This is a genomic window from Mesorhizobium sp. C372A, from assembly GCF_030323245.1.
Classification (GTDB): Bacteria; Pseudomonadota; Alphaproteobacteria; order Rhizobiales; family Rhizobiaceae; genus Mesorhizobium.
In genome coordinates, this window is the sequence record NZ_CP100475.1 from 4440220 (window position 1) to 4462735 (window position 22516).

Below are 22516 nucleotides of genomic sequence, written 5' to 3' on the forward strand. Positions count from 1 at the left end.
GGTCATCCCCTTTTCAGGGGATCGGCGGCCGAAAGATTTCCGTCACGGCCACACTTGTTGCATAATCGCCACAATGCGTTGCATACATCCGACGCAATCACTGGCTCTTAGACGGCGACATGGCTTCGCAAGCTCTGACATCAAACGAACCGCTTTTCAGCAGACCCGGCCAGAGGGATGGACGGCGGCTGCTTGCGTTGCCCGGCGTTGTGGCAATTGCCGGCGCGCTGGTTACGGCGGCGATCTCGTTTGCGATTCTTGTCGGCGCGACGCCGATCACGCCAGACGCAAACACAACGCTGACGCTGATTGCGGCCAACGCCGTATTTGTGCTGGCGCTGATCGCCCTGGTCGGCCGCGAGGTGCATCGCATCACCATGGCGCGCCGGCACGGCAAGGCGGCCTCGCGGCTGCATGTGCGCATCGTGACGATGTTTGCGCTGGTCGCCGCCATCCCCGCCATCATGGTGGCCATCATTGCCTCGATCACGCTCGATATCGGCCTCGACCGCTGGTTCGAGATCCGCACCAAGGCGATCGTCAACTCGTCGCTGTCGATCGCTGACGCCTATGTGCAGGAAAACGCTCGCAATCTTCAGGGCACGACGCTGTCGATGGCCTACGATCTCGACGCCTCGCGCACGCTTTATGGCCTCGATCGAACCGGCTTTCTCGACTTGATGAACAAGGAAGCCGTCGGCAGAAGCCTGGTGCATGCGGCGCTGGTCAGGGAAGACGGCTCTTTTGTCGTGAGTGCCCAGACCGATGCCAATTTCGCCATGCCGGCACCGCCCGAGGGCGCGGTGGCGAGTGCGGCCGACGGCAAGCCGGTGCTGATCGAGCCGAAGACGCGCAACATCATGGGCGCCATCATCAAGCTGCGCGAGATCGAAGGCCTCTATCTCTACACCAATCGCCTCGTCGACCCCGAAGTGATCAAGGCACGGGCGATCGTCCAATCCAATACCGCGGAATATCGCGGCCTGGAAGACAACAGGCGGACGTCGCAGGTGGCGTTTGCGCTGCCCTATCTGTCGCTGACGCTGATCATCATCCTGTCGGCCATCTGGACCGGCATAGCGGTGGCCGACCGTCTGGTGCGGCCCATCCGCCAGCTCATCGGCGCGGCTGACGAGGTTGCGACCGGCAATCTCGATGTCGCCGTGCCGGTACGGCCTTCCGACGGCGATGTCGCCTCGCTTGGCGATACGTTCAACAAGATGCTGCTGGAGCTTAAATCGCAGCGCAACGAGATCCTGTCGGCCAAGGATTTGATCGACGAACGGCGTCGTTTCTCGGAAGCGGTGCTGGCCGGCGTCACCGCCGGCGTCATCGGCGTCGATCCCTACGGCATCGTCTCCATCGTCAACAAATCGGCCGAAACGATGCTGGCCATATCGGCCACGGCAGCACTTGGGCAGAACCTGTCCGCCGTGCTGCCGCATGTCGGCCGCGTCTTCGAGATTGGCCGCAAGTCCGGCAAGCCGGTCTATCGCGAGCAGGTCACCTTCTATCGCACTGGGGCCGAGCGCACCTTCAACGTGCAGATCACCATCGAGGCCGGCGACGACGGCGAGGACGAAAAATCCTACGTCGTGACGGTCGACGACATCACCGATCTGGTCCAGGCGCAGCGCTCGTCGGCGTGGGCGGATGTGGCGCGGCGCATCGCACATGAAATCAAGAACCCGCTGACGCCGATCCAGCTCTCGGCCGAGCGCATCAAGCGCCGCTTTGGCAAGGTCATCACCGAGGACCGTGAGATTTTCGACCAGTGCACCGACACGATCATCCGACAAGTCGAAGACATCGGCCGCATGGTCGACGAGTTCTCCGCTTTCGCCCGCATGCCCAAACCCGAGATGAAGGCTATCGATCTGCGCGAATCGCTGCGCGAGGCTTCGTTCCTGGTCGAAGTCAGTCGCGCCGACATCGCTTTCGAACGCGTGTTCGGCAACGAACCGCTCAAGGGCACGTTCGATAGCCGGCTGATGGCGCAGGCTTTCGGCAACGTGATCAAGAACGCGGCCGAAGCGATTGACGGACTGGAACAAAAGGACGGTTCACACGGCATAATCCGGATTCAAGCTGCCCGGCAGAATGGCGCAATCAGAATCGACGTCATCGACAATGGCAAAGGCTTGCCGCGCGAGAACCGCCAAAGGCTGCTCGAGCCCTACATGACGACGCGCGAGAAGGGCACCGGGCTCGGTCTCGCCATCGTCAAGAAGATCGTGGAGGACCATGGCGGGCGGCTCGAATTGCACGATGCGCCCGCGGATTTCCACGGTGGACGCGGCGCGATGATCTCGATCATCCTGCCGCCAGCTGCCGCAACCGCGCCGCCACGCGGTCAAGGCGAAACGGAACACGAACGAGAAACTGAAAAGGTCGGTAATGGCGTCTGATATTCTCATCGTCGATGACGAGGAAGACATCCGTGAACTCGTCGCGGGCATATTGAGCGACGAAGGGCATGAAACCCGCACGGCATTCGATGCCGACAGCGCGCTCGCGGCAATCGCCGACCGGGCGCCGCGGCTGATTTTCCTCGACATCTGGTTGCAGGGCTCGCGCCTCGACGGGCTGGCGCTGCTCGACGAGATCAAGACGATGCATCCGAGCCTGCCGGTGGTGATGATCTCCGGCCACGGCAATATCGAGACAGCGGTGTCGGCCATCCGCCGCGGCGCCTATGATTTCATCGAGAAGCCGTTCAAGGCCGACAGGCTGATCCTGATCGCCGAGCGGGCGCTCGAAACCTCGAAATTGCGGCGCGAGGTGTCCGACCTCAAGCAGCGCAGCGGCGAAACCTTCGACCTGATCGGCATGTCGTCGGCGATGAGCCAGCTGCGCCAGACCATCGAGCGCGTGGCGCCGACCAACAGCCGCGTCATGATCATCGGTCCGTCCGGCTCGGGCAAGGAGCTCGCCGCGCGCGCCATCCACACGCTGTCGACGCGCAAGGGCGCGCCCTTCGTGACGCTGAGCGCGGCCAACATCACGCCCGAGCGCATGGAGATCGAGCTGTTCGGTACCGAATCGAACGGCACCGAGCGCAAGGTCGGCGCGCTTGAAGAGGCGCACCGCGGCATTCTCTACATCGACGAAGTGGCCGACATGCCGCGCGAGACGCAGAACAAGATTTTGCGCGTGCTGGTCGAACAGCAGTTCGAGCGGGTCGGCGGCACCAAGCGGGTCAAGGTCGACGTCCGCATCATCTCCTCGACCTCGCAGAACCTGGAGGCGATGATCGCCGACGGCCGTTTTCGCGAAGACCTCTATCACCGCCTGGCGGTGGTTCCGGTCATGGTGCCGGGCCTGGCCGAGCGGCGAGAGGACATTCCCTATCTCGTCGACAATTTCATGAAGCAGATCGCTCGCCAGGCCGGCATCAAGCCGCGCCGCATCGGCGACGATGCGCTTGCCGTGCTGCAGGCGCACAACTGGCCGGGCAATGTCCGCCAGCTGCGCAACAATGTCGAACGGCTGATGATCCTGGCGCGTGGCGACGATATCGATGCGCCGATCACCGCCGACCTGTTGCCGTCGGAGATCGGCGATGTCATGCCGCGCACGCCGAACCAGTCCGACCAGCACATCATGGCGCTGCCGCTGCGCGAGGCGCGCGAACAGTTCGAGAAGGACTATCTGATCGCCCAGATCAACCGTTTCGGCGGCAACATCTCGAAGACGGCGGAATTCATTGGCATGGAGCGCTCGGCGCTGCACCGGAAACTGAAGTCGCTGGGGGTCTGATCCCCATTGTTGTTGGTCCAGCGGGCCGTGGCCCGTGCAATTGCCGGTTACGGCAGCGGCGGAATCGCCTAGAAATAGCGAGACTGTTCTGAGGGATAACCCATGCCGCGCATTGCCTATGTGAACGGGCGCTATGTCGCCCATGCCGACGCTGCCGTGCATATCGAGGATCGCGGCTATCAATTCGCCGACGGCGTCTACGAGGTCTGCGAGGTGGCGCAGGGCTTTATCGTCGACATGCCGCGCCATCTTGCCCGGCTGAACCGCTCGCTTAGCGAATTGTCGATCGACTGGCCGGTCACCAAGGGCGTGCTGCCGCTTCTTCTGCGCGAGATCGTCCGGCGCAACCACGTCGTCAACGGCCTGGTCTATGTCCAGGTTACGCGCGGTGTTGCCAGCCGCGACTTCGTTTTCCCGGCCGATACACCGTCATCGCTGGTGATTACGGCCAGAAAGGCCGACCCGGCGGCGGCCGCCAAGCGAGCCGAGGCGGGCATCAAGGTCATCACCGTGCCGGAAAACCGTTGGGACCGGGTCGACATCAAGAGCACCGGCCTGCTGCCCAACGTGCTGGCCAAGCAGAAGGCCAAGGAGGCCGGCGCCCAGGAGGCCTGGTTCGTCGACACCGATGGCAACGTCAAGGAGGGCGGCTCGTCCAACGCCTGGATCGTTACAAGGGACGGCGTTCTGGTCACCCGGCCGGCGGAGCATGGCATCCTGCGCGGCATCACCCGCACGACCATGTTCGAAGTGGCGGCAAAGCTCGGGTTGACGATCGAGGAGCGCGGTTTTTCAGTCACTGAAGCCAAGGCTGCGCGAGAAGCTTTCATCAGTTCGGCAACGACAATCGCCATGCCGGTCGTGGCAATCGACGGTGCCGCGGTCGCCAATGGGCACCCCGGTTCGATAACACTTTCATTGCGGCAAGCCTTTTTTGACGTTGCGGAAAAAAGTCCAGCCTGATAACCGCACAGACGGACTGCACATCAATATATCTCGTTCTGCTTGTCGTTACTGACGGCAAGGGGGTGTTTGCAAGCTTGACATGTGCCCGCTAATTTGGCGCATTAGCCTGCAAACCGAAGGGGATCGGCGAAAGACAAGAACAATGGCGGAACGATCGCAAAACCTTCAGGACCTGTTCCTGAATTCTGTTCGCAAGAGCAAAAATCCACTCACCATCTTTCTCATCAACGGCGTCAAGCTGACCGGCGTGGTCACTTCCTTCGACAATTTTTGTGTTTTGCTGCGCCGTGACGGCCACTCCCAGCTCGTCTACAAGCATGCCATTTCCACGATCATGCCGAGCCAGCCGGTTCAGATGTTCGATGGCGAGGAAAGCCAGGGCGCCTGATTGGCACGTGAAAAAGACGCGGACCGCGGCGTCCGCGGGAAACCAGCACATAATTCCGGGACGGAAGCCACAGGTCCGACCCGGGCGGTTGTCATTGTGCCGGTGCTTACCCGGCATCAGCGCAACGATGACGAAACGAACCGTCCACGGCTGCCGCGTTCGGCGGATGCGCGCCACGACGAAGCGGTCGGCCTTGCCCGCGCCATCAACCTGGATCTGATCCACACGGCGGTGGTCACCGTCAACGATCCACGCCCGGCAACCTTGCTCGGCAGCGGCAAGGTCGCGGAATTCGCCGAGATCGTCAAAGAGGGTCACGCGGAGGTGGTCATCGTCGACCATCCGCTGACGCCGGTGCAGCAGCGCAATCTCGAAAAAGAAATGAATGCCAAGGTGCTCGACCGCACCGGATTGATCCTGGAGATTTTTGGCGAGCGCGCGCGGACCAAGGAGGGCACGCTGCAGGTCGAACTTGCCCATCTCAACTACCAGAAGGGCCGTCTGGTGCGGAGCTGGACCCACCTTGAACGCCAGCGCGGCGGAGCCGGCTTCCTCGGCGGCCCCGGCGAAACCCAGATCGAGTCGGACCGGCGGCAGCTGCAGGAAAAAATCATCAAGCTCAAGCATGAGCTGGAAACGGTGCGCCGCACCCGCGACCTGCACCGCGCCAAGCGCAAGAAGGTGCCGTTCCCGGTGGTGGCGATTGTCGGCTACACCAATGCCGGAAAGTCGACGCTGTTCAACCGGCTGACCGGGGCCGACGTGCTGGCCGAAGACATGCTGTTTGCAACGCTCGACCCGACGCTGCGCCGCGTGCGCCTGCCGCACGGCACGCCGATCATCCTGTCGGACACAGTCGGCTTCATTTCGGACCTGCCGACGCATCTGGTCGCCGCCTTCCGCGCCACGCTGGAAGAGGTCGTCGAGGCCGATCTGGTCATCCATTTGCGCGATATTTCGGATCCGGATACCGCAGCGCAAGCCGAGGACGTCGAGCGCATTCTCGCCGATCTCGGCGTCGATGCCGGCGATGCCAAGCGCGTCATCGAAGTGTGGAACAAGGTCGACCTTCTCGACGACGGCAACCGGGAGCGCCTGCTCGCCGACGGCACTGACGCCAACAAGGCGCCGCCGATCGCCATCTCGGCGGTCACCGGCGAAGGCATCGATGCGCTGAAGGCGCTGATCGAGACCAGGATGTCGGGCGAACTCGAGGAATTGACGGTGACGATCGAACCGCCGCAGTTCGGCCTTGTCGACTGGCTATACCGCAATGGCGACGTCGTTTCGCGGGTAGACAATGAGGATGGCAGCGCGACCATCGCACTCAAGGCCACGCACACCGCCCGGCAAGAGATCGAAAGCCGATTGCACCGCAAAAACAGGCAGTAAGCCTGATTATTTCACGCCCTTGGCCTGCTGCCAGAGCACTTCCATCTCGTCCAGCGTGGCTTTTTCGAGCGTGCTTCCCGATGCATCGATCGCGCGCTCGACATAGTGGAAGCGCGAGCGGAACTTTTCGTTGGTGCCGCTAAGCGCCGCTTCCGAATCGAGCTTGAGGTGACGCCCCAGATTGACGACGGCAAACAGCATGTCGCCGAATTCGTCCTTGATCTCAGCCGTTTCGCCCTTAGCCAGTGCCTCGCGCAGCTCGCCGATCTCTTCCTCGATCTTGTCGAGGATGGGTGCTGCCTCGCTCCAGTCGAAACCGACACGCGCTGCCTTTTCCTGCAGCTTCAGCGCACGAGTCAAAGCGGGCAGGGCGACGGGCACGCTGTCCAGGAAACCCTTGCCATGGTCTTCGGGGTCGAGGCCGCGGGCGAGGCGCGCACTTCGCTTTTCGGCTTTTTCCTCAGCCTTGATCTTTTCCCACATGCCCTTTGCCATGCCGGCGTTGCGCGCCTTCTCGTCGCCGAAGACATGCGGATGGCGCCGGATCATCTTGGTGGTGATGGCCTCGACCACATCACCGAAGGCAAAATCGCCGGCTTCCTCAGCCATCTGCGCGTGGTAGACGACCTGCAGCAGGAGATCGCCGAGTTCGTCGCGCAGATCGTCGGGATCGCCGCGCGCAATGGCGTCCGCCACCTCATAGGCTTCCTCGATCGTATAGGGCGCGATGGTCGAGAAATCCTGCTCGATGTCCCAGGGACAGCCGGTCTTCGGCGCCCTGAGCGCCGCCATGATCTCGATCAGCCGGGAAATGTCGCGCGAAGGTTTCATGCGGCGAATGCTATCCCGCTGCCTGTCGTGCGGCCAACGCTGTCAGCTGGCGGCCTGACCTTGTCCACAGCTCAGCCGTATCAGCCGAGTACCGACACAACCGCCTTGGCGAGGTCATCCATGCCGTCCTCGGGCAGGCCGGCGACGTTGATGCGGCTGTCGCCGACCATGTAGACGCCATACTCGGCACGCAGCCGCTCGACTTGCGCCTCGGTCAGGCCAAGCCTGGAAAACATGCCGCGATGGCTGGCGATGAAGTCGAAGCGGTCGGAGTTGGACTGCCGGCGCAGCGCGTCGGCGAACTGGACGCGCAGCCTCAGCATGCGCAGCCGCATCTCCTCCAGCTCCGCCTCCCAGTCGGCGCGAAGGCCATCATCTTCCAGCACCATGCGCACGGCGGCGGCGCCATGGTCCGGCGGCATCGAATACATGGCGCGCGCCGCCGCCAGCATCTGGCTCATCGCCACATCGGCTTGCGCACCATCCTTCGCCAGGATCATCGCCGCGCCGACGCGGTCGCGGTAGACGGCAAAGTTCTTCGAGCAGCTCGAGGCAACGACCATTTCAGGCACCTTGCCCGCGAGAAGGCGCAAGCCGGCCGCATCGGCGTCCAGGCCTTCGCCAAAGCCCTGATAGGCAATGTCGACAAAGGGCAACAGCCCGCGCTCGACGACAAGATCGGTGACGCTGGCCCATTGCGCGATATCGAGATTGGCGCCGGTCGGGTTATGGCAGCAGCCATGCAGCAGCACGATATCGCCGGGCTCGGCTGCGCCAAGGGTTGCCAGCATCTCGTCGAAGCGCACCGCGCCGGAAACGGCATCGAAATAGGGATAATCGCGCACCTTGAGGCCGGCCCCGCGCATCACCGGCGGGTGGTTCGGCCATGTCGGGTCCGACAGCCAGACGGTTGCGTCGGGGCGGGTCCGCTTCAACAGCTCCGCCACCAGCCGCAGCGCGCCGGAACCGCCAGGCGCTTGCGCGGCGCGGATGCGCGTCATGTCGGCAGCGGGGCCGAAGGCCAGCTTGACCATCGCCGTGTTGAAGCCGGTGTCGCCGGCAAGGCCGAGATAGGTCTTGGTGTCCTGGTCCTGCAGCAACCGCTTCTCGGCCTCGCGCAGGGCGCGCATGACCGGCGTCCTGCCGTCGCGGTCCTTGTAGACGCCGACGCCGAGATCGATCTTGCCGGGGCGCGGATCGGCGCGATAGAGGCCGATCAAGGCGATGATCTTGTCAGCCGGGGCAGGTTGCAGGGTCTCGAACATCAATACGGCTCCAATGGCGGCGGAGTAATACGCAAAGCGGCCGCGTTTCGCCAGTGCTTCCATCTGCGCCAGTCCGCTAGCGTACTGGACCGCTACGCCAAGCTTTGTCTGTACGGCAGGGGTCGGCGGCTATGGCGACGGGTTCATTCCAATCCGCCGGATAAGCACCCGTCCAATCACGGCGAGACCGGTGCCGGTCAGCAGGGAGAAACCGCCGAGCATGCCGGCCAGCCCGGCAAGGAACCAGCGTCCGGCGAAGCTGTCGACGGAGGCATTTTGCGGATTGGTTGGGTCGTAAGCGACAGGGACGCTGTCGCCATCACCCCAGAACGAGCTGTGGACGGCATTGTTGAAGCGGATAACGGTGCCGTCGGCGGTCGAGAACTCGATGCGGGGATTGTATTCGGCGGCGACAATCCTGCCTGTCGCCGAAGCGGTACGAGGGCCGTACATCTCGACGATGGCCAGCACGCCGGAAGCGATCATTCCGACAATGCCAAAGATGATGAACACCCTGCCGACGATCGGCAACGCTGCAAAACCCGTTACACGACTACCATTGGCCATCTTTTGCTCCTGGGACAGACGGATAAGGCTAGACTTCATCCATAAAGCAAACATCTGCCGCACGGGAGATGGGTAAGTGCGCAGCGGACTTCTGATTGCATGATGCCTATTGTGGCGACGCAAAAAAGTTTTGGTGGCGATGGATTAAGATCCCCGCCTGTTTCGTAAACGGGGCATGAAACGGTCGATGCCACGCTTCGATATTGTCGGACAGCTGGGTTCGCTCAGGCGCTACGCACGCTCGCTGACGCGCGACAGCACTGACGCCGAGGATCTGGTGCACGATGCGCTGGTGCGCGCCTACGAGCGGCGCGACACATTCCGCTCGGGCGGCAATCTGCGGGCATGGTTGCTGTCGATCGTCCACAACGCTTTCATCGACAAGATGCGCTCGCGCCGGTCGGAAGCAGCGCGTGTCGAGCAGGCCGGCTATCTCACCGATGCCAGCACGCCGGCGCCTCAGGAACATTCCGTGCGACTGGCGCAGGTGCGCGAGGCCTTTTTCAGTCTGCCGGAGGAGCAGCGTTCGGCGCTGCATCTGGTCGCCATCGAGGGCCTTTCCTACCAGCAGGCCGCCGACGCCAGCGGGGTGCCGCTGGGCACGCTGATGTCGCGCATCGGCAGGGCGCGCGCAGCACTGCGCGAGATGGAAAACGCTGCACCTTCGCCGGCCAAAAGCCATCTGAGGATCGTGGGAGACCCGTCATGACCGACCTGTTGCGGGACCCGGTGACCGATACCGATCTCGATTCTTATGTCGACGACCAGCTGGATGTCGCGCGCCGCATCGAGGTCGAGGCGTTCCTCTCGGTTCGTCCGGAGGCTGCGGCGCGGGTGATGTCCGACTTGAGGACGCGCGACGAACTGCGCCTGGCGCTGGCTGCTTCCACAGGAATGGCGCGGCCGGCGACGACTGAAGTCGCGCGCCGGCTGGGCAGGGGGCTGGCCAGTCGCCGCGTCTTCGCCGTGCTGCAGCGGGCGGCCGCGGTCGCCGTCTTTGTCGCTGCCGGCTGGCTGGCGAACGGCCTCTTCGGGCCGCTGCTGGTGACCAAGGTCGTGGCTTCGCCGCCGCCGCCCGCCTATGTCGAAGAAGCGATCCGGGCGCACAAGACGACGCTCATGCGCGAGGCGATGCCCTCGCAGCTGGAGGCGCCCAACTACAATGGCGACGAAATCCGCGCCGCCACCGCAATCGTCATGCCATCGCTGCCCAAGGACTGGAAGGTCCGCGACGTGCAGATCTATCCGTCGCGCTTCGGGCCGAGCGTCGAGGTGGCGCTGGAGACGAAGGATATGGGGCTGGTCTCGCTGTTTGCGATCCGGCCCGGAACCTTCGACGTGGTCAAGCCTGCCATCGCGCCCTCCGGCGACATCTCCTCTGCCTATTTCCAGATCGGCGAGGTCGCGTACGCGGTCGTCGCGCGCAGCGATGTCCACGACCTCGACCGCACCGCCGAGACGCTTGCCAAGACACTTTACTGATCAGGACACTTTACTGATCAAGACGCTTTACTGAGACCACATAAGGAGAACCCGCAATGAATACCCCTGACCTCGGATACCGCATGGGCACTGGCGCGCGCGCCGGCGCCGTCTATGACGAGGGCCTGCGCAGCCACATGCTGCGCGTCTACAATTATATGGGCATCGGCCTCGTCGTCACCGGCATCGTTGCCATGGTGGTGTCCTCGACGCCGGCCCTCTACGTGCCGATCTTTTCCAGCCCGCTGAAATGGGTGGTGATGCTGGCGCCGCTCGCCTTCGTGCTGTTGTTTTCGTTCAAGATGCAGACGATGTCGGCGGCGAGCGCCCAGTTGATGTTCTGGGCCTTCTGCGCGGTGATGGGCCTGTCGCTGGCTTCGGTGTTCCTGGTCTTCACCGGCACCAGCATCGCGCGCACCTTCTTCATCACCGCCACCATGTTCGGCGCCACCAGCCTCTACGGCTACACGACCAAGCGCGACCTGACCCAGTTCTCGTCGTTCCTGATCATGGGTCTGATCGGCGTGGTGATCGCCAGCGTCGTCAACATCTTCCTCGGCTCGACCGCGCTGCAGCTCGCCATTTCGGTGATCGGCATCGCGGTGTTCGTTGGCCTGACCGCCTGGGACACGCAGACGATCAAGGAACAGTATGCTGAGAATTTCGACGCGGAATCGCAGCAGAAGCTCGCCGTCTTCGGCGCGCTGTCGCTCTACCTGAACTTCGTCAACATCTTCCAGCTGCTGCTGAACTTCACCGGCGAACGCGAATAGTCGAACCGTAGCAAGGCAACAATCTCGATCTCGCAGTGGCCGGAGGAGAATCTCCGGCCACTGTCGTTTTGGCGTGGAGACATCGCTCCTCTATCAGCGCGATGTCGCTGCGCCCTTGAGTCCATGCGGGCTTTTGCTAACCTGCCGCTCGCACGCAGCTTTCCGCGAGAACGCATGGAACAAGTGACGCTTCAGGGCGACGGCATCTCGGCAACCATTGTCGGGCAGGGGGCCGAGCTCGTCTCCTTGCGCAATGCCGAGGGTCTGGAGTTTTTGTGGCAGGCCGGGCCGGAATGGCGGCGGCATTCGCCGGTGCTGTTTCCGATCGTCGGCCGGCTGAAGGGGGACCAGCTTCGCCATCGGGGCCGGGTCTATCCCCTGACGCAGCACGGATTTGCCCGCGACAAGCCATTTGTGTGGGCTGACGCGAGCCCCCGATCCTGCACGCTGGTGTTGACCGACGATGCCGATACACGCACGCGCTATCCGTTCGCCTTTCGCCTTGCCATCACCTACACCCTCGAGCGTCGCGAACTTGGTGTGAGCTTCGAGATTGCCAACACCGGCGACGAGACGCTGCCAGCCTCCATCGGTGCACATCCGGCTTTCAATTGGCCATTGCAGCCGGGGCTCGCCAAGACAGACTACCACCTGACCTTTGCCCAGGACGAGCCGGCGCCGATCCGCCGGCTGAAGGATGGCCTGGTGCTGGCTGCACCGCGGCCGACGCCTATCGAAGGCAAAACGCTGGCGCTTTCCGAACAGCTGTTCGAGGCAGACGCCGTGATCCTCGACCGGCCGGCCAGCACCAGCGTGCGCTATGCCGCCGCGAACGGTGCGGCGATCGAGATGTCGTGGCAGGGTTTTAAGGAATTGGGCATCTGGTCGAAGCCGGGCGGCGCTCCGTTCCTGTGCATCGAACCCTGGCACGGGCTTGCCAGCCCCGTGGATTTCGATGGCGAGTTCGCGGACAAGCCGGGCGTGATGCTGATCGCGCCCGGTGAAAAGCGCGTGCTGAGCTATCAGGTACGGCTCGAGCATGCGCCGCTGTGACCGATGAACCAGAGACAGGCGCGATGAAACTTGGCTTCATCGGCACGGGTGCCCTTACAGCGGCCATTGTCAGCGGGCTCAAATCCGTCGCGGATAACTCCGTCTCCGTGCTGCTGTCGCCGCGCAATGAAGAGATCGCCGCAGAGCTGGCAGCCCGTTATCCGGATGTGCGTATCGCTGATGACAATCAGGCGGTTCTCGATCAATGCGACCTGGTCATGCTGGCTGTCCGGCCGCAAATTGCGCATGACGTCCTGCCGGGTTTGCGGTTTCGGCGCGAGCATCACCTCATCAGCTTGATCGCCACGCTGCCGCGCGAGGAGATTGCCCGCTTGACCGCACCCGCGCACCAGGTGACGAAAGCGCTGCCCATGCCGATGATCGCCCACCGGCTGGGGCAACGACCATCTGCCCGCCGGATGCCACTGTCGCTGCCTTGTTCGGCAATCTGGGGAAAGTGATCGAGGTCGAGAACCCAGCCGAATTCAACGCGTTGAGCGTGGCCACCGCAACCTATGCCAGCTACTTTAGATATCTCGATACGATTAACAGCTGGCTCAAGAGGAATGGCGTGGAGGAAGGGAAGGGGCGCGATTACATCGCCTCGCTTTTCAAAGCCTTGGGATGCGCTCCTGATATGTCGCCGGATGCCGACTTCATGCATCTGGCGCAGGACTATGCGACGCGCGGCGGCATCAACGAACAGGTTCTTCGCGAACTCACGGCGCGAAACATGTTCGAGGCGCTCACCGAGAGCCTGGACGGCGTACACCGGCGCATCGTCGGCGATACGCCTTGATGGGCGGTACCTTGAAATTCCCTGATGATCAGGAGTATGGCTCCAACGGATGTTCCGGACCGTTCGGGAGGGTCGGCGGGTGCCTGGATGCTTGAAATTGGGCTTTGTGGCAGCGGCGCTGGCTGTGCTGATTGTCTTTCCGGTCGCTGCCGCCGACATCGACCGCGCCAGCCTCTACCGCGCGCAATCGGTGACCAGCGGCACTGGCGAGGAGAACCGGGCCTGGGGCCTGGCGCCGTGCCTTGAAGAGGTGCTGGTCAAGGTTTCCGGCGACCCGCGGCTGATCGGCGACCCGCGTGTTGCGGACATGAGCCGGCACGCGGCCGACTATGTCACTGGTTTCGGCTACCGCGACCTGCTCAACAACCGCCCGCCGCATGACGAGCAGGGCACCCACGACCGGCCGCATTACATCACCGCCGATTTCGACCCGGACAAGATCGATGCCTTGCTGGCGTCGCTCGGGCGCAAACCGTGGGCGGTGCCGCGGCCAAAAATGGTCGCACTGCTGGATGTAAGGCCGATGAAAGGCGACGGCTTCACGCTGGTGCGCGATGGCGGCGGCGAGCTTGCGGCGGATATGCGCGTTGCGCTGGCGGACGCGGCGCACCGGACCGGTTTGCCGCTGGAGTTGCCTCGGCCGTCCGACGTCGCGCTCGCCGACGTGGCCAACACGCTGGATGGGGACGCCCTGCTTGCCGGCACTTTGGTATGGCGCCAGGAAGCGCTGGGCTGGGTCGGCGACTGGCGGCTCAGCTTCAAGGATAAGGAGTATCGCTGGCAGGTACGTGGCGTCAGTTTCGACGATGCGTTCCGCAACGCCACGCGCGGAACGCTGCAGATCCTGTCGGGCAATGGAGAGCCGGAAGCCGTCACGCCCTGACTTCAAGGGAACCTTCTTGCCCGAGCGCCGTAAACAAAGTGGCGGGCAAGCTTTGAGCAAGGAGGTATAATTGCAACATCGCCGGATCGACATTGACGGAAACAGCATCTTCTATCGCGAAGACGGCCCGCCTGATGCTCCCGTCCTTCTCCTGCCGCACGGCTATCCGTGCTCGTCCTATCAATTCCGACGGTTGATGCCGGCACTTGCCGATCGCTGGCATACATTCGCGCCGGACTTTCCCGGCTTTGGCTACAGCGGCACGCCCGAAATGTCGGACTTTGGCTATGATTTCGATGCCTATGCCGGGTTTCTGACAGCTTTCGCCGATGCGCTCGGCACGTCGCGCTATGCGCTCTGGCTGCACGATTATGGCTCTCAGATCGGACTGCGCCACGCCATCGCACATCCCGAGCGCATCGCGGCACTCATCATCCAGAACGGCGATATATACCAGGATGTTCTCGGGCCGAAATACGCTGGGATAAAAGCCTATTGGAAGGAAAAGACGCCCGAAAAGCACCGGCCGTTGGAAGAGGCGGTAAGCGAGAAGGGCTTCCGGCACGAGTTTGTCGGAGAGGTGGATTACGCTGTAGCCGAGCGCGTGCCTCCCGATCTTTGGAAACTCCACTGGCCTTTGATGGACACGCCGATCCGCCGGCGGCTCGCGGTCGGCCTGATGGAGAAGCTGGAGGCGAACCTCGGCTGGTTCCCGCGCTATCAGAGCTATCTGCGCGAGCACCAACCGCAAACGCTCATCGTCTGGGGCCCCGAGGATGGTTACATGCCGGCACAATCGGCGCATGCCTACCAGCGCGATTTGCGGGAAGCGGAGCTTCATCTGATCGATGGCGCCGGCCACTGGTTGCTCGAAACGCATTTCGATGAGGCACTTCCGCTGGTGCGCGATTTCCTGGCGCGCGTCCACAGTCAGGAAGCGAAAGGGACGGGCAGGGCGGCCGGCCGGGCGTAGACCCCTCCGTTGCGGTCATCGGATCGATCTGCAACCATGGCGTCATGATAGAAAAGTCTGCCGCGCCCTGGCCTCTGCTGCAAATCGCGATCGAGCCGAAGTCGCGGGCGGATCAGGAGAAGCTAGCTACTGCCTTGTCGAAGCTGGCGGACGAGGATCCCTGGTTGCACGTCAAGCAGGATGCGGAATCGGGCCAGACGATCGTCGCCGGCAGGGACGAACTCCACCTCGACATAGTCATCGACCACCTGCGCCGCGAGTCTCGCATTGAGGTGAATGTCGGCGCGCCCAAGGTAGCGTATCGCGAGACGATCACCCGTAAGCACGAGCAGGACTACACGCACAATAAGCAGTCCGGTGGTACGGGTCAGTTCGCCCGCGTCAAGATTGCGTTCGAGCCGAATGGCGGTAGCTGGGACTTCGTCTTCGGGTCCAAGGTCGCCGACGGTGCGCTTCCGAACGAATATGTTGCGGGCGTCGAAAAGGGGCTGCGGAACATTCTGTCTTCAGGCCCGTTTGCTGGCTTCCCGATGCTTGGCGTGAAGGCAACGCTGATCGACGGCGCGTATCACGATACTGATTCCTCGCCCCTGACTTTCGAGATCGCCGGCCGAGCCTGCTTCCGTGAAGCCGCTCCCAAGCTGGGCGTGCAGCTCTTCGAGCCGATCATGCAAGTCGAGGTGAACACGTCGGCGGCCTATGTCGACAAAATCATCGCCGAACTGCACAGCCGCCGGGGCCTGATCCGGAGTCGGGAAATCAGCGGCGTGGTCGTCGTTGTCAAAGCGACAATGCCGCTCGCGAACATGTTCATGCTGGAGGATGCGCTCCGGTCCTGTTCGAACGGACTGGCACGCCTGCGCGCCGACTATTCCGGATACGCTCCCGTACCACTGCCACCCGGCGGCGACCCACCGGCCGCCATGGCCATGGCCAGATGACGTCGCCAAAATTCTCCTCGCGGGCAGGGTTCCTTGTCGGCCTCGGCGTCACGCCGGCCGCCTTTTTCCTGGCGCTCTATTCGGCCGGGGCCGGGCATGGCGACTATGTGCTGGCGCGACTTCTCTATCCGGTCCCCATGCTGGCAACGCTTTTGACCAACACAACGATCACCAGCCTTTCCATCGGATTGGCTGCGCTGCAGTTTCCTGCCTATGGGGCATTTGTTGCGGGCGCCGGCGGCTCCAGATGGCTGGCCCTTGGCGTCTTCCATCTTGTTGCAATCGCAGCAGCCTTCAGCGGCCTCCTGGAAAGCTTTTCGGGATGACGCTCCTGTTCGTTATCCCGGCGCGGGCCGGTCGAGCAGGAAGTCGAGGCCTTTGCGAAAGGCGCCATCCCTTGAGAAATGAAGACCACGCCAACTCATTTCGCCACTGCTTCGTCAACGTTCCTCCCGCCAAGCAATCAGAGCCGCCGGCCCGCATCTCAGTCAGCAGGGCGTATATTGGCACGTCCGTAATGGAAGCAGCAGCCACATATGAAAGTCGCATAAGATAGATTATGGAACTTATGCATCAGGCTGCAGCTGGGAAAGGACGCGGACTTTCATAGGCTTGGCATGATCGACGCGTGTTGCCTTGAGCCGATGGCCAACGCTACGCTGTGTTGATGACAACAGGAAAGCGTGACATCGAAGCGGCGATCGAAGTGTTCGTGCACGGCTTCAGCACCGACAAGAGCCGCACCTTTCCATACGAAGCCAGCCGCGTCGGACCCTTGTGGCTGATGCGCGATGCCGAGCGCAAGAATGCACGCGACTACCGTGGCGAAGAATGGATCGTCCATGACGTCGCCGCCGAGGAAGCCGATGCCATCGTGCGGCAGCATGCGCGGCCGGGCTTTGCCGTTTCGGTCGTGATCGCGAATGACGGCCCGGACGAACCGACGCGAACGGCCTACAAGGCGCTCGGCTACCGGCTGCTGCGGACGGAAGGCTTTTTCATCCAGTCGCTGCGCCAAATTCCAGACCCGCCAGCAATCGTCTCTATCGAACGCGTGAGGACGGCTGAACGCGCTGCACAACTGGGAAAGGTCATACGCAGGCGGCCACTTCCAGACGATCAACTCGGCGACGATGCGCCGTTTCGCCAGTATGTGGCGCTCGATGGCGACGCCATCGTCGGGCGTGTGCGCAGCATAGACGCCGTCGGCGCCACATGGTGCTCGGCAATGTTTGTCGAGCCTTCGCACCGGCGTCGAGGCATCGGCCAGGCGCTGATGGCCAAAATGCTGCATGACGACAAAGCGCATGGGTCGCGGTGCTCGATGCTGTTGGCGACGCGTGCCGGAGCGCTGCTTTATCCCCGCATGGGCTATGAGCGGATTGGAACGCTGCTGATCTTCGCGCCGAAGAACCGAACGTCCTTATAAAGATATGCTCGTATCATGCTGTCTCATAAAGGAATTTCGATCACCATGCCGTCATAGGCCGGAGTGACGTTGGCCGGCACCTCGGCCTTCACCGTGGCATAGTCGAGCGGCACATGCATATGCGTCAGCACGGCCTGTTTCGACGCCAGTTTTTCAATCCAGCCAAGCGCCTGACCGAGCGACAGATGACTGGGATGGGTATGGTACTGCAAGGCATCGATGACCAGCATTTCCAGGCCGCGCAGCCGCTCGGCGGTGGTATCCGGGAAGTCGCTTATATCGGGGCAGTAGGCCAGCCCGCCGATGCGGAAGCCGAGCGAAATGATGTCGCCATGGATCTGCGGCAGCGGCTCGAGGGTGAGGGCACCGCCCTCGCCTTCGATCGTCACCGCCCTTGCGTGATCGATGATGTGCGGCCTGACGATCGGCGGATAGGAACTGCCAAACGGCGTCTCGAAGCAATAGCCGAACGCTTCGCGCAGCCTGAGCATGGTCGGCTGGTCGGCATGGACATCGATCAAATGGCGCTGCTCCAGCACGTAGCCGCGCAGATCGTCGATGCCGTGGATGTGGTCGGCGTGCGGATGCGTATAGACGACGGCGTCGATGCGCCGGACGGCCGCCATCAGCATCTGCTCACGGAAATCAGGCCCGGTGTCGATGACGACCGTGGTTCTGGCGCCGTTGGCTGCTATCCGCTCGACGAGCGCGGCTGAGCGTGTACGCCGGTTTTTCGGATTGGCCGGGTCGCAATTGCCCCAGTCGCCGGTGATGCGCGGCGTGCCAGGTGACGAGCCGCAGCCGAGGATGGTGAGGCGCAGCCGGTCGCTCATGCGTCAGAGCCCGGCGGGCCGCGGCATCTTGCCGAACAGCCGGAAGAAGTTCGCCGTCGTCAGCGTCGCGATCTCGGCTTCGCCAACGCCGACCGTCTCCGCCAGCACCTTGGCTGTATGCGCGACATAGGCCGGCTCGTTGCGTTTGCCGCGGAACGGCACCGGCGCCAGATACGGTGCGTCGGTCTCGACCAGCAGCCGGTCATGCGGCACATCGGCTGCGATGGCGCGTAAATCGGCTGAGTTCTTGAAGGTCAGTATGCCCGAGAAGGACACATAGCCACCAAGCTTGACGCCCACGTCGGCCAGCCGTCGCCCCGACGAAAAACAATGCAGGATGAAGGGGAAGGCGCCCTTCCCTGTTTCGTCTTCGAGGATGGCAGCCATGTCGTCATCGGCATCGCGCGAATGGATCACCAGCGGCAAGCCGGTCTCGCGCGCGGCCGCTATGTGAGTACGAAAGCCCTGCGCCTGCGCATCGCGTGGCGCCTTGTCGTAAAAATAGTCGAGCCCGGCCTCGCCGATCGCCACCACCTTCGGGTGCGCGGACAGGCGCACAAGGTCCTCAGCCGTCACATCCAGCTCTTCGCCGGCATTGTGAGGATGAGTGCCGACCGAGCAATAGATTTCGTCGAAACTCTCGGCAATCTCAAGCACTTGCGCAAACCGCTTCACGCGTGTCGAGATGGTCACCATGTGACCTATACCGGCAGCCTTGGCGCGGGCGACGATGGCCGCCCGCTCCTCGGTGAAATCCGGAAAGTCGAGATGGCAATGGCTGTCGACGAGCATCAGGCGCTCGCCTCAGGGTTTTCGACATAACGCGGAAACAGGCCCTCCGGCGCGGGCAGCGCCGTGCCGGGCACCAGCGCATAGTCGGCATGGACATGCGCGAAGTCACGCTTGTCCGCCGGCACCGCCAGCAGGTCCAGCAGCTTGCCGGCCGACCCCGGAATGTAGGGCTGGCACAGCAATGCCACGCGCCGCACCAGTTCGGCGGTCGTCCACAGCACTGTTTCCATGCGCGCCGGATCGGTCTTCTTCAGCGCCCAGGGCGCCTGCGAGGCGAAGTAGCGATCCGCTTCCGCCACAACGCCGAAGATCGCCGCCAACGCGAGATGGATGCCCTGTTCCGCCATCGCCTGGCGCGCGGTACCCAGCGCTTCCACCGCCTGGTCGAGGATCGCGCTGTCGGCTTCGGTCAGCTCGCCGCGATGCGGCACCACGCCGCCGCAGTTCTTGGCGATCATCGACAGCGAGCGCTGCGCCAGATTGCCGAGACCGTTGGCGAGATCGGCATTTGTGCGGTTGACGATCGCGTCATGGCTGTAGCTGCCGTCCTGGCCGAATGGCACCTCACGCAAGAAGAAATAGCGCACCTGGTCGAGGCCGTAATGCTCGACCATGGTGAAGGGGTCTACGACATTGCCGACCGACTTCGACATTTTCTCGCCGCGGTTGAACAGGAAGCCATGCGCGAAGACGCGCTTCGGCAGTTCGATGCCGGCCGACATCAGGAAAGCCGGCCAGTAGACGGCATGGAAGCGGACGATGTCCTTGCCGATAATGTGCGTGGCCGGCCAGTAGCGCCATTGCTCGGCCTTGGTGTCGGGATAGCCGGCAGCGGTGATGTAGTTGGTCAAGGCATCGACCCAGACATACATCACATGCTTGTCGTCGCCGGGCACCGGCACGCCCCAATTGAAGGTCGTGCGCGAGACCGAGATGTCCTTGAGGCCGGACCTGACGAAGCTCATCACCTCATTTCGGCGCTCGGCCGGACCGACGAAATCGGGCTGGCTTTCGTACAGCGCAAGCAATTTGTCCTGATAGGCGGAAAGCCTGAAGAAGTAGCTTTCCTCCTCATTCCATTCGACCGGCGAGCCAAGCGGCTCGCGGCGCACGCCGTCGTCGCCGAGCGTGGTTTCGCTCTCTTCGAAATAGGCTTCCTGGCGGATCGAATACCAGCCACTGTAGCGGTCGAGATAGATGTCGCCATTGGCCGCCATCGCCTTCCAGATCGCCTGGCACGACTCGTAGTGGCGTGGTTCCGTCGTGCGGATGTAATCATCATTCGAGCCGCCCAGGACCTCTGTCATCGAACGGAAGATCGCCGAGTTGCGGTCGGCAAGCGCGAGTGGCGTTATGCCTTCCTTCTCGGCCGTCTGCTGCATCTTGAGGCCGTGTTCGTCAGTGCCGGTGAGGGAGAGCACGTCCCTGCCGTCCAGGCGCTGGAAGCGGGCCAGCGCGTCGGTCGCAATGACCGTATAGGCGTGGCCGATATGCGGCTTGCCGTTCGGATAGAAAATTGGTGTCGTGATGTAGAATGTGTCGCGTGACATGAATTAACCGTCATGAATGGCCGAATGAATGTGAGCGGTGGATATCGCATCGAGACGGCGATTGCCATCCCGCCCCAATGCCGAAACCGGTCACATTCGCATTGCGGAATTCAGGCGGTCGATCATGGTCAAGGCGTGCTGCTTCTTGTCAAGATTGTAGGTATCGGTCTCAGATATGGCGTTCAGCGCCTCGTGCCAAGTGTCGGACAGCGTTTTCGCCCGCGCGAGATCCCCAGCCAGCGCGGCTTCACTGGCGCCGGTGGAGAGCAGATCGAGCGCGCGGCGGTTGAAGATGTCGAACTGGATCGCCTGGTCGCGGCCGGCGACGGCCTCGGCAAGGCGATAGGCGCCGGCGATGTCGCTCCTGCCCGACGTGACCAGGGCGTCGAGCGTGCCGGCAATCTCCAGCCCGCCATATTGGGTCAGAAGGATCGCATTGCGGGCGCTGCCCCCTGCCCGTTCCGCCAGTGCCGCGCGCGCGGCAGGATCGGAAGGTGGCGGCGGCTCAACGGTTTCCAGAACGCTCATCAGGCTGCCGGCATCGAGCGGCGTCAGCCGCACCATCTGGCAGCGCGAGCGGATGGTCGGCAAAAGGCTGCCCGGCGCATGCACGATGAGGATGAACAGCGTGCGGCTCGGCGGCTCCTCGAGGTTCTTCAGCAAGGCATTGGCGGCGTTGGTGTTCATGTCGTCGGCCGGATCGACGATCACCACCCGGTAGCTGCCGTCATGCGAGGTCAGCGACAGGAAGCGGTTGACCTTGCGGATCTCGTCGACGGTGACGACCGTCTTGAAGCTCTTGGTCTTGTCGTTCAGCGGCCTGGTCAGATGCAGCACGCCGGGATGCGCCCCGGTGGCGATCTGGCGAAACAGCGATGAGGCCGGATCGGGAACGGCAAACACATCCGGCGCCTGGTCGAAGGCCGGATGCTTCAACAGATGGTGCGCCAGGTGAAAGGCAAGCGTCGCCTTGCCGATGCCGATCGGCCCGGCAAAGATCACCGCATGCGGCAGTTTTCCCGAGCGATAGGCGGCAGCGAGCATCGCGGCCGCCTGCTCATGGCCGACCAGGCGCAGCGTCTCGGACGGCTCCGGTACACCGTCCAGCGTGTCGTGCTGCTCGGGAGCGATGCGTTCGAAGATCATGCGGGCGCCGCCTGTCGGTTGCGCGCGGGCGCCCTCGCCTCAAGTGCGGCGAACACCACCGCGGTGATGACATCCTCCACCGTAGCGGGAGGCGCCGACGCGTCGATCACGATGCAGCGGTCCGGCTCGGCGGTTGCGATCGCCAGGAAGGCGTCACGGCGGCGCTGGTGGATGTCCAGCGTCTCCTTTTCGAAGCGGTCCGGACCGTCCTCGGCGCCACGCCGCGCGGCGGCGCGCCGCAAGCCCTCGGCGGGGTCAATGTCAAGGATCAGCGTCATGTCCGGCATCATGCCGTTGATGGCGACCTCCTCCAGAGCTTCCATGAAAGCCGGATCGAGGCCGCCGGTGACGCCCTGATAGACGCGCGACGAATCCAGGAAACGGTCGCAAAGCACGATGGAGCCGCGCTCCACCGCCGGCCGGATGACCTGCTCGACATGGTCGGAGCGCGCGGCGGCAAACAGCAGCGCCTCCATCTTCGGCCCGAAAGGCTCGGCGGCGCCGGACAGGAGCACGTGCCTGACCGCCTCGGCGCCGGGTGACCCCCCGGGTTCGCGGGTGAGGAGGACATCGTATTTCTTGGCGCGCATCTTCTGGGCCAGCCGTTCGATCTGCGTCGACTTGCCGGCGCCCTCGCCGCCTTCGAAGGTGATGAAAAATCCGCTTGCCAATCGAAAGGCCTTTGTCCTGCTTT

At 63.1% G+C, this 22516-nt stretch carries 23 protein-coding genes and 1 pseudogene; 16 read left to right on the plus strand and 8 right to left on the minus strand.

Annotated elements, in window-relative coordinates:
* The first annotated feature begins 119 nt into the window (after positions 1-119).
* The 5 genes from NLY42_RS21215 (at position 120) to hflX (ending at position 6505) form a co-directional block, all read left to right on the plus strand.
* Positions 120-2408 (plus strand): sensor histidine kinase NtrY-like, encoded by a 2289-nt coding sequence (locus NLY42_RS21215; RefSeq protein ID WP_023755216.1) that lies wholly within the window; start codon positions 120-122, stop codon positions 2406-2408.
* Positions 2398-3759, plus strand: coding sequence for a nitrogen assimilation response regulator NtrX (ntrX, locus tag NLY42_RS21220; RefSeq protein ID WP_023668929.1), 1362 nt, complete (start codon positions 2398-2400; stop codon positions 3757-3759). The genes NLY42_RS21215 and ntrX overlap by 11 nt, the downstream gene beginning before the upstream one ends.
* Before the next feature lie 102 nt (positions 3760-3861).
* Positions 3862-4722: a D-amino-acid transaminase gene (locus NLY42_RS21225; protein WP_023755217.1), complete on the plus strand. Its 861-nt coding sequence runs from the start codon at positions 3862-3864 to the stop codon at positions 4720-4722.
* 145 nt (positions 4723-4867) lie between these two features.
* Positions 4868-5113 (plus strand): RNA chaperone Hfq, encoded by a 246-nt coding sequence (gene hfq, locus NLY42_RS21230; RefSeq protein ID WP_006202172.1) that lies wholly within the window; start codon positions 4868-4870, stop codon positions 5111-5113.
* The gene (hflX, locus tag NLY42_RS21235; RefSeq protein WP_023755218.1) at positions 5114-6505 is read left to right on the plus strand and encodes a GTPase HflX; all 1392 of its coding nucleotides are present in this window, start codon (positions 5114-5116) and stop codon (positions 6503-6505) included.
* Positions 6506-6511: 6 nt separating this feature from the next.
* Here hflX and mazG read toward each other — a convergent pair whose 3' ends face one another.
* The 3 genes from mazG to NLY42_RS21250 all read right to left on the minus strand — a co-directional run bounded on the left by mazG (position 6512) and on the right by NLY42_RS21250 (position 9168).
* Positions 6512-7336, minus strand: a complete 825-nt coding sequence (gene mazG / locus NLY42_RS21240; RefSeq protein WP_023755219.1) for a nucleoside triphosphate pyrophosphohydrolase — start codon at positions 7334-7336, stop codon at positions 6512-6514.
* Positions 7337-7416: 80 nt separating this feature from the next.
* The gene (locus NLY42_RS21245) at positions 7417-8601 is read right to left on the minus strand and encodes an amino acid aminotransferase (RefSeq protein WP_023691284.1); all 1185 of its coding nucleotides are present in this window, start codon (positions 8599-8601) and stop codon (positions 7417-7419) included.
* 129 nt (positions 8602-8730) lie between these two features.
* A complete protein-coding gene (locus NLY42_RS21250; protein ID WP_081839910.1) occupies positions 8731-9168 on the minus strand; it encodes a DUF3592 domain-containing protein in 438 nt (145 codons plus the stop codon).
* 175 nt (positions 9169-9343) lie between these two features.
* Between NLY42_RS21250 and NLY42_RS21255 the strand changes: the two genes are divergently transcribed.
* From NLY42_RS21255 to NLY42_RS21305, 11 genes and pseudogenes are all read left to right on the plus strand, one after another.
* Positions 9344-9877: a sigma-70 family RNA polymerase sigma factor gene (locus NLY42_RS21255; RefSeq protein WP_023752287.1), complete on the plus strand. Its 534-nt coding sequence runs from the start codon at positions 9344-9346 to the stop codon at positions 9875-9877.
* Complete coding sequence (locus NLY42_RS21260; RefSeq protein ID WP_023755220.1) at positions 9874-10650, plus strand: anti-sigma factor family protein; 777 nt, start codon at positions 9874-9876, stop codon at positions 10648-10650. Before NLY42_RS21255 ends, NLY42_RS21260 begins: the two co-directional genes overlap by 4 nt.
* 56 nt (positions 10651-10706) lie before the next feature.
* Entirely contained in the window at positions 10707-11423 is a 717-nt protein-coding gene (locus NLY42_RS21265; RefSeq protein WP_023755221.1) for a Bax inhibitor-1/YccA family protein, read from the plus strand.
* A gap of 174 nt (positions 11424-11597) precedes the next feature.
* A complete protein-coding gene (locus NLY42_RS21270) occupies positions 11598-12476 on the plus strand; it encodes an aldose 1-epimerase family protein (protein ID WP_023668938.1) in 879 nt (292 codons plus the stop codon).
* A gap of 23 nt (positions 12477-12499) precedes the next feature.
* A complete protein-coding gene (locus tag NLY42_RS21275; protein WP_245263569.1) occupies positions 12500-12937 on the plus strand; it encodes an NAD(P)-binding domain-containing protein in 438 nt (145 codons plus the stop codon).
* Positions 12913-13275 (plus strand): hypothetical protein, encoded by a 363-nt coding sequence (locus NLY42_RS21280; protein ID WP_245263570.1) that lies wholly within the window; start codon positions 12913-12915, stop codon positions 13273-13275. Before NLY42_RS21275 ends, NLY42_RS21280 begins: the two co-directional genes overlap by 25 nt.
* A gap of 106 nt (positions 13276-13381) precedes the next feature.
* A complete protein-coding gene (locus NLY42_RS21285) occupies positions 13382-14158 on the plus strand; it encodes a DUF8605 domain-containing protein (protein WP_245263572.1) in 777 nt (258 codons plus the stop codon).
* A gap of 70 nt (positions 14159-14228) precedes the next feature.
* On the plus strand, positions 14229-15131 hold the full coding sequence (locus NLY42_RS21290; RefSeq protein WP_023682543.1) for an alpha/beta fold hydrolase: 903 nt from the start codon (positions 14229-14231) through the stop codon (positions 15129-15131).
* A gap of 41 nt (positions 15132-15172) precedes the next feature.
* Positions 15173-16072: pseudogene (locus NLY42_RS21295) on the plus strand (translation factor GTPase family protein); the annotation flags it as partial.
* Positions 16069-16398, plus strand: coding sequence for a hypothetical protein (locus NLY42_RS21300; protein WP_023755223.1), 330 nt, complete (start codon positions 16069-16071; stop codon positions 16396-16398). The pseudogene NLY42_RS21295 and the gene NLY42_RS21300, both read left to right, overlap by 4 nt.
* Positions 16399-16739: 341 nt before the next feature.
* The gene (locus NLY42_RS21305; RefSeq protein ID WP_023736650.1) at positions 16740-17501 is read left to right on the plus strand and encodes a GNAT family N-acetyltransferase; all 762 of its coding nucleotides are present in this window, start codon (positions 16740-16742) and stop codon (positions 17499-17501) included.
* Between the two features lie 23 nt (positions 17502-17524).
* On the opposite strand, the gene NLY42_RS21310 is transcribed toward NLY42_RS21305, so the two are convergent.
* From NLY42_RS21310 to tmk, 5 genes are all read right to left on the minus strand, one after another.
* The gene (locus tag NLY42_RS21310; RefSeq protein ID WP_023755224.1) at positions 17525-18334 is read right to left on the minus strand and encodes an MBL fold metallo-hydrolase; all 810 of its coding nucleotides are present in this window, start codon (positions 18332-18334) and stop codon (positions 17525-17527) included.
* Between the two features lie 3 nt (positions 18335-18337).
* On the minus strand, positions 18338-19126 hold the full coding sequence (locus NLY42_RS21315; RefSeq protein ID WP_023755225.1) for a TatD family hydrolase: 789 nt from the start codon (positions 19124-19126) through the stop codon (positions 18338-18340).
* Positions 19126-20676, minus strand: coding sequence for a methionine--tRNA ligase (metG, locus tag NLY42_RS21320; protein ID WP_023755226.1), 1551 nt, complete (start codon positions 20674-20676; stop codon positions 19126-19128). Before metG ends, NLY42_RS21315 begins: the two co-directional genes overlap by 1 nt.
* A gap of 90 nt (positions 20677-20766) precedes the next feature.
* The gene (locus tag NLY42_RS21325; RefSeq protein WP_023745049.1) at positions 20767-21822 is read right to left on the minus strand and encodes a DNA polymerase III subunit delta'; all 1056 of its coding nucleotides are present in this window, start codon (positions 21820-21822) and stop codon (positions 20767-20769) included.
* The gene (gene tmk, locus NLY42_RS21330) at positions 21819-22493 is read right to left on the minus strand and encodes a dTMP kinase (RefSeq protein WP_023701723.1); all 675 of its coding nucleotides are present in this window, start codon (positions 22491-22493) and stop codon (positions 21819-21821) included. The genes NLY42_RS21325 and tmk overlap by 4 nt, the downstream gene beginning before the upstream one ends.
* Positions 22494-22516: the final 23 nt, after the last annotated feature.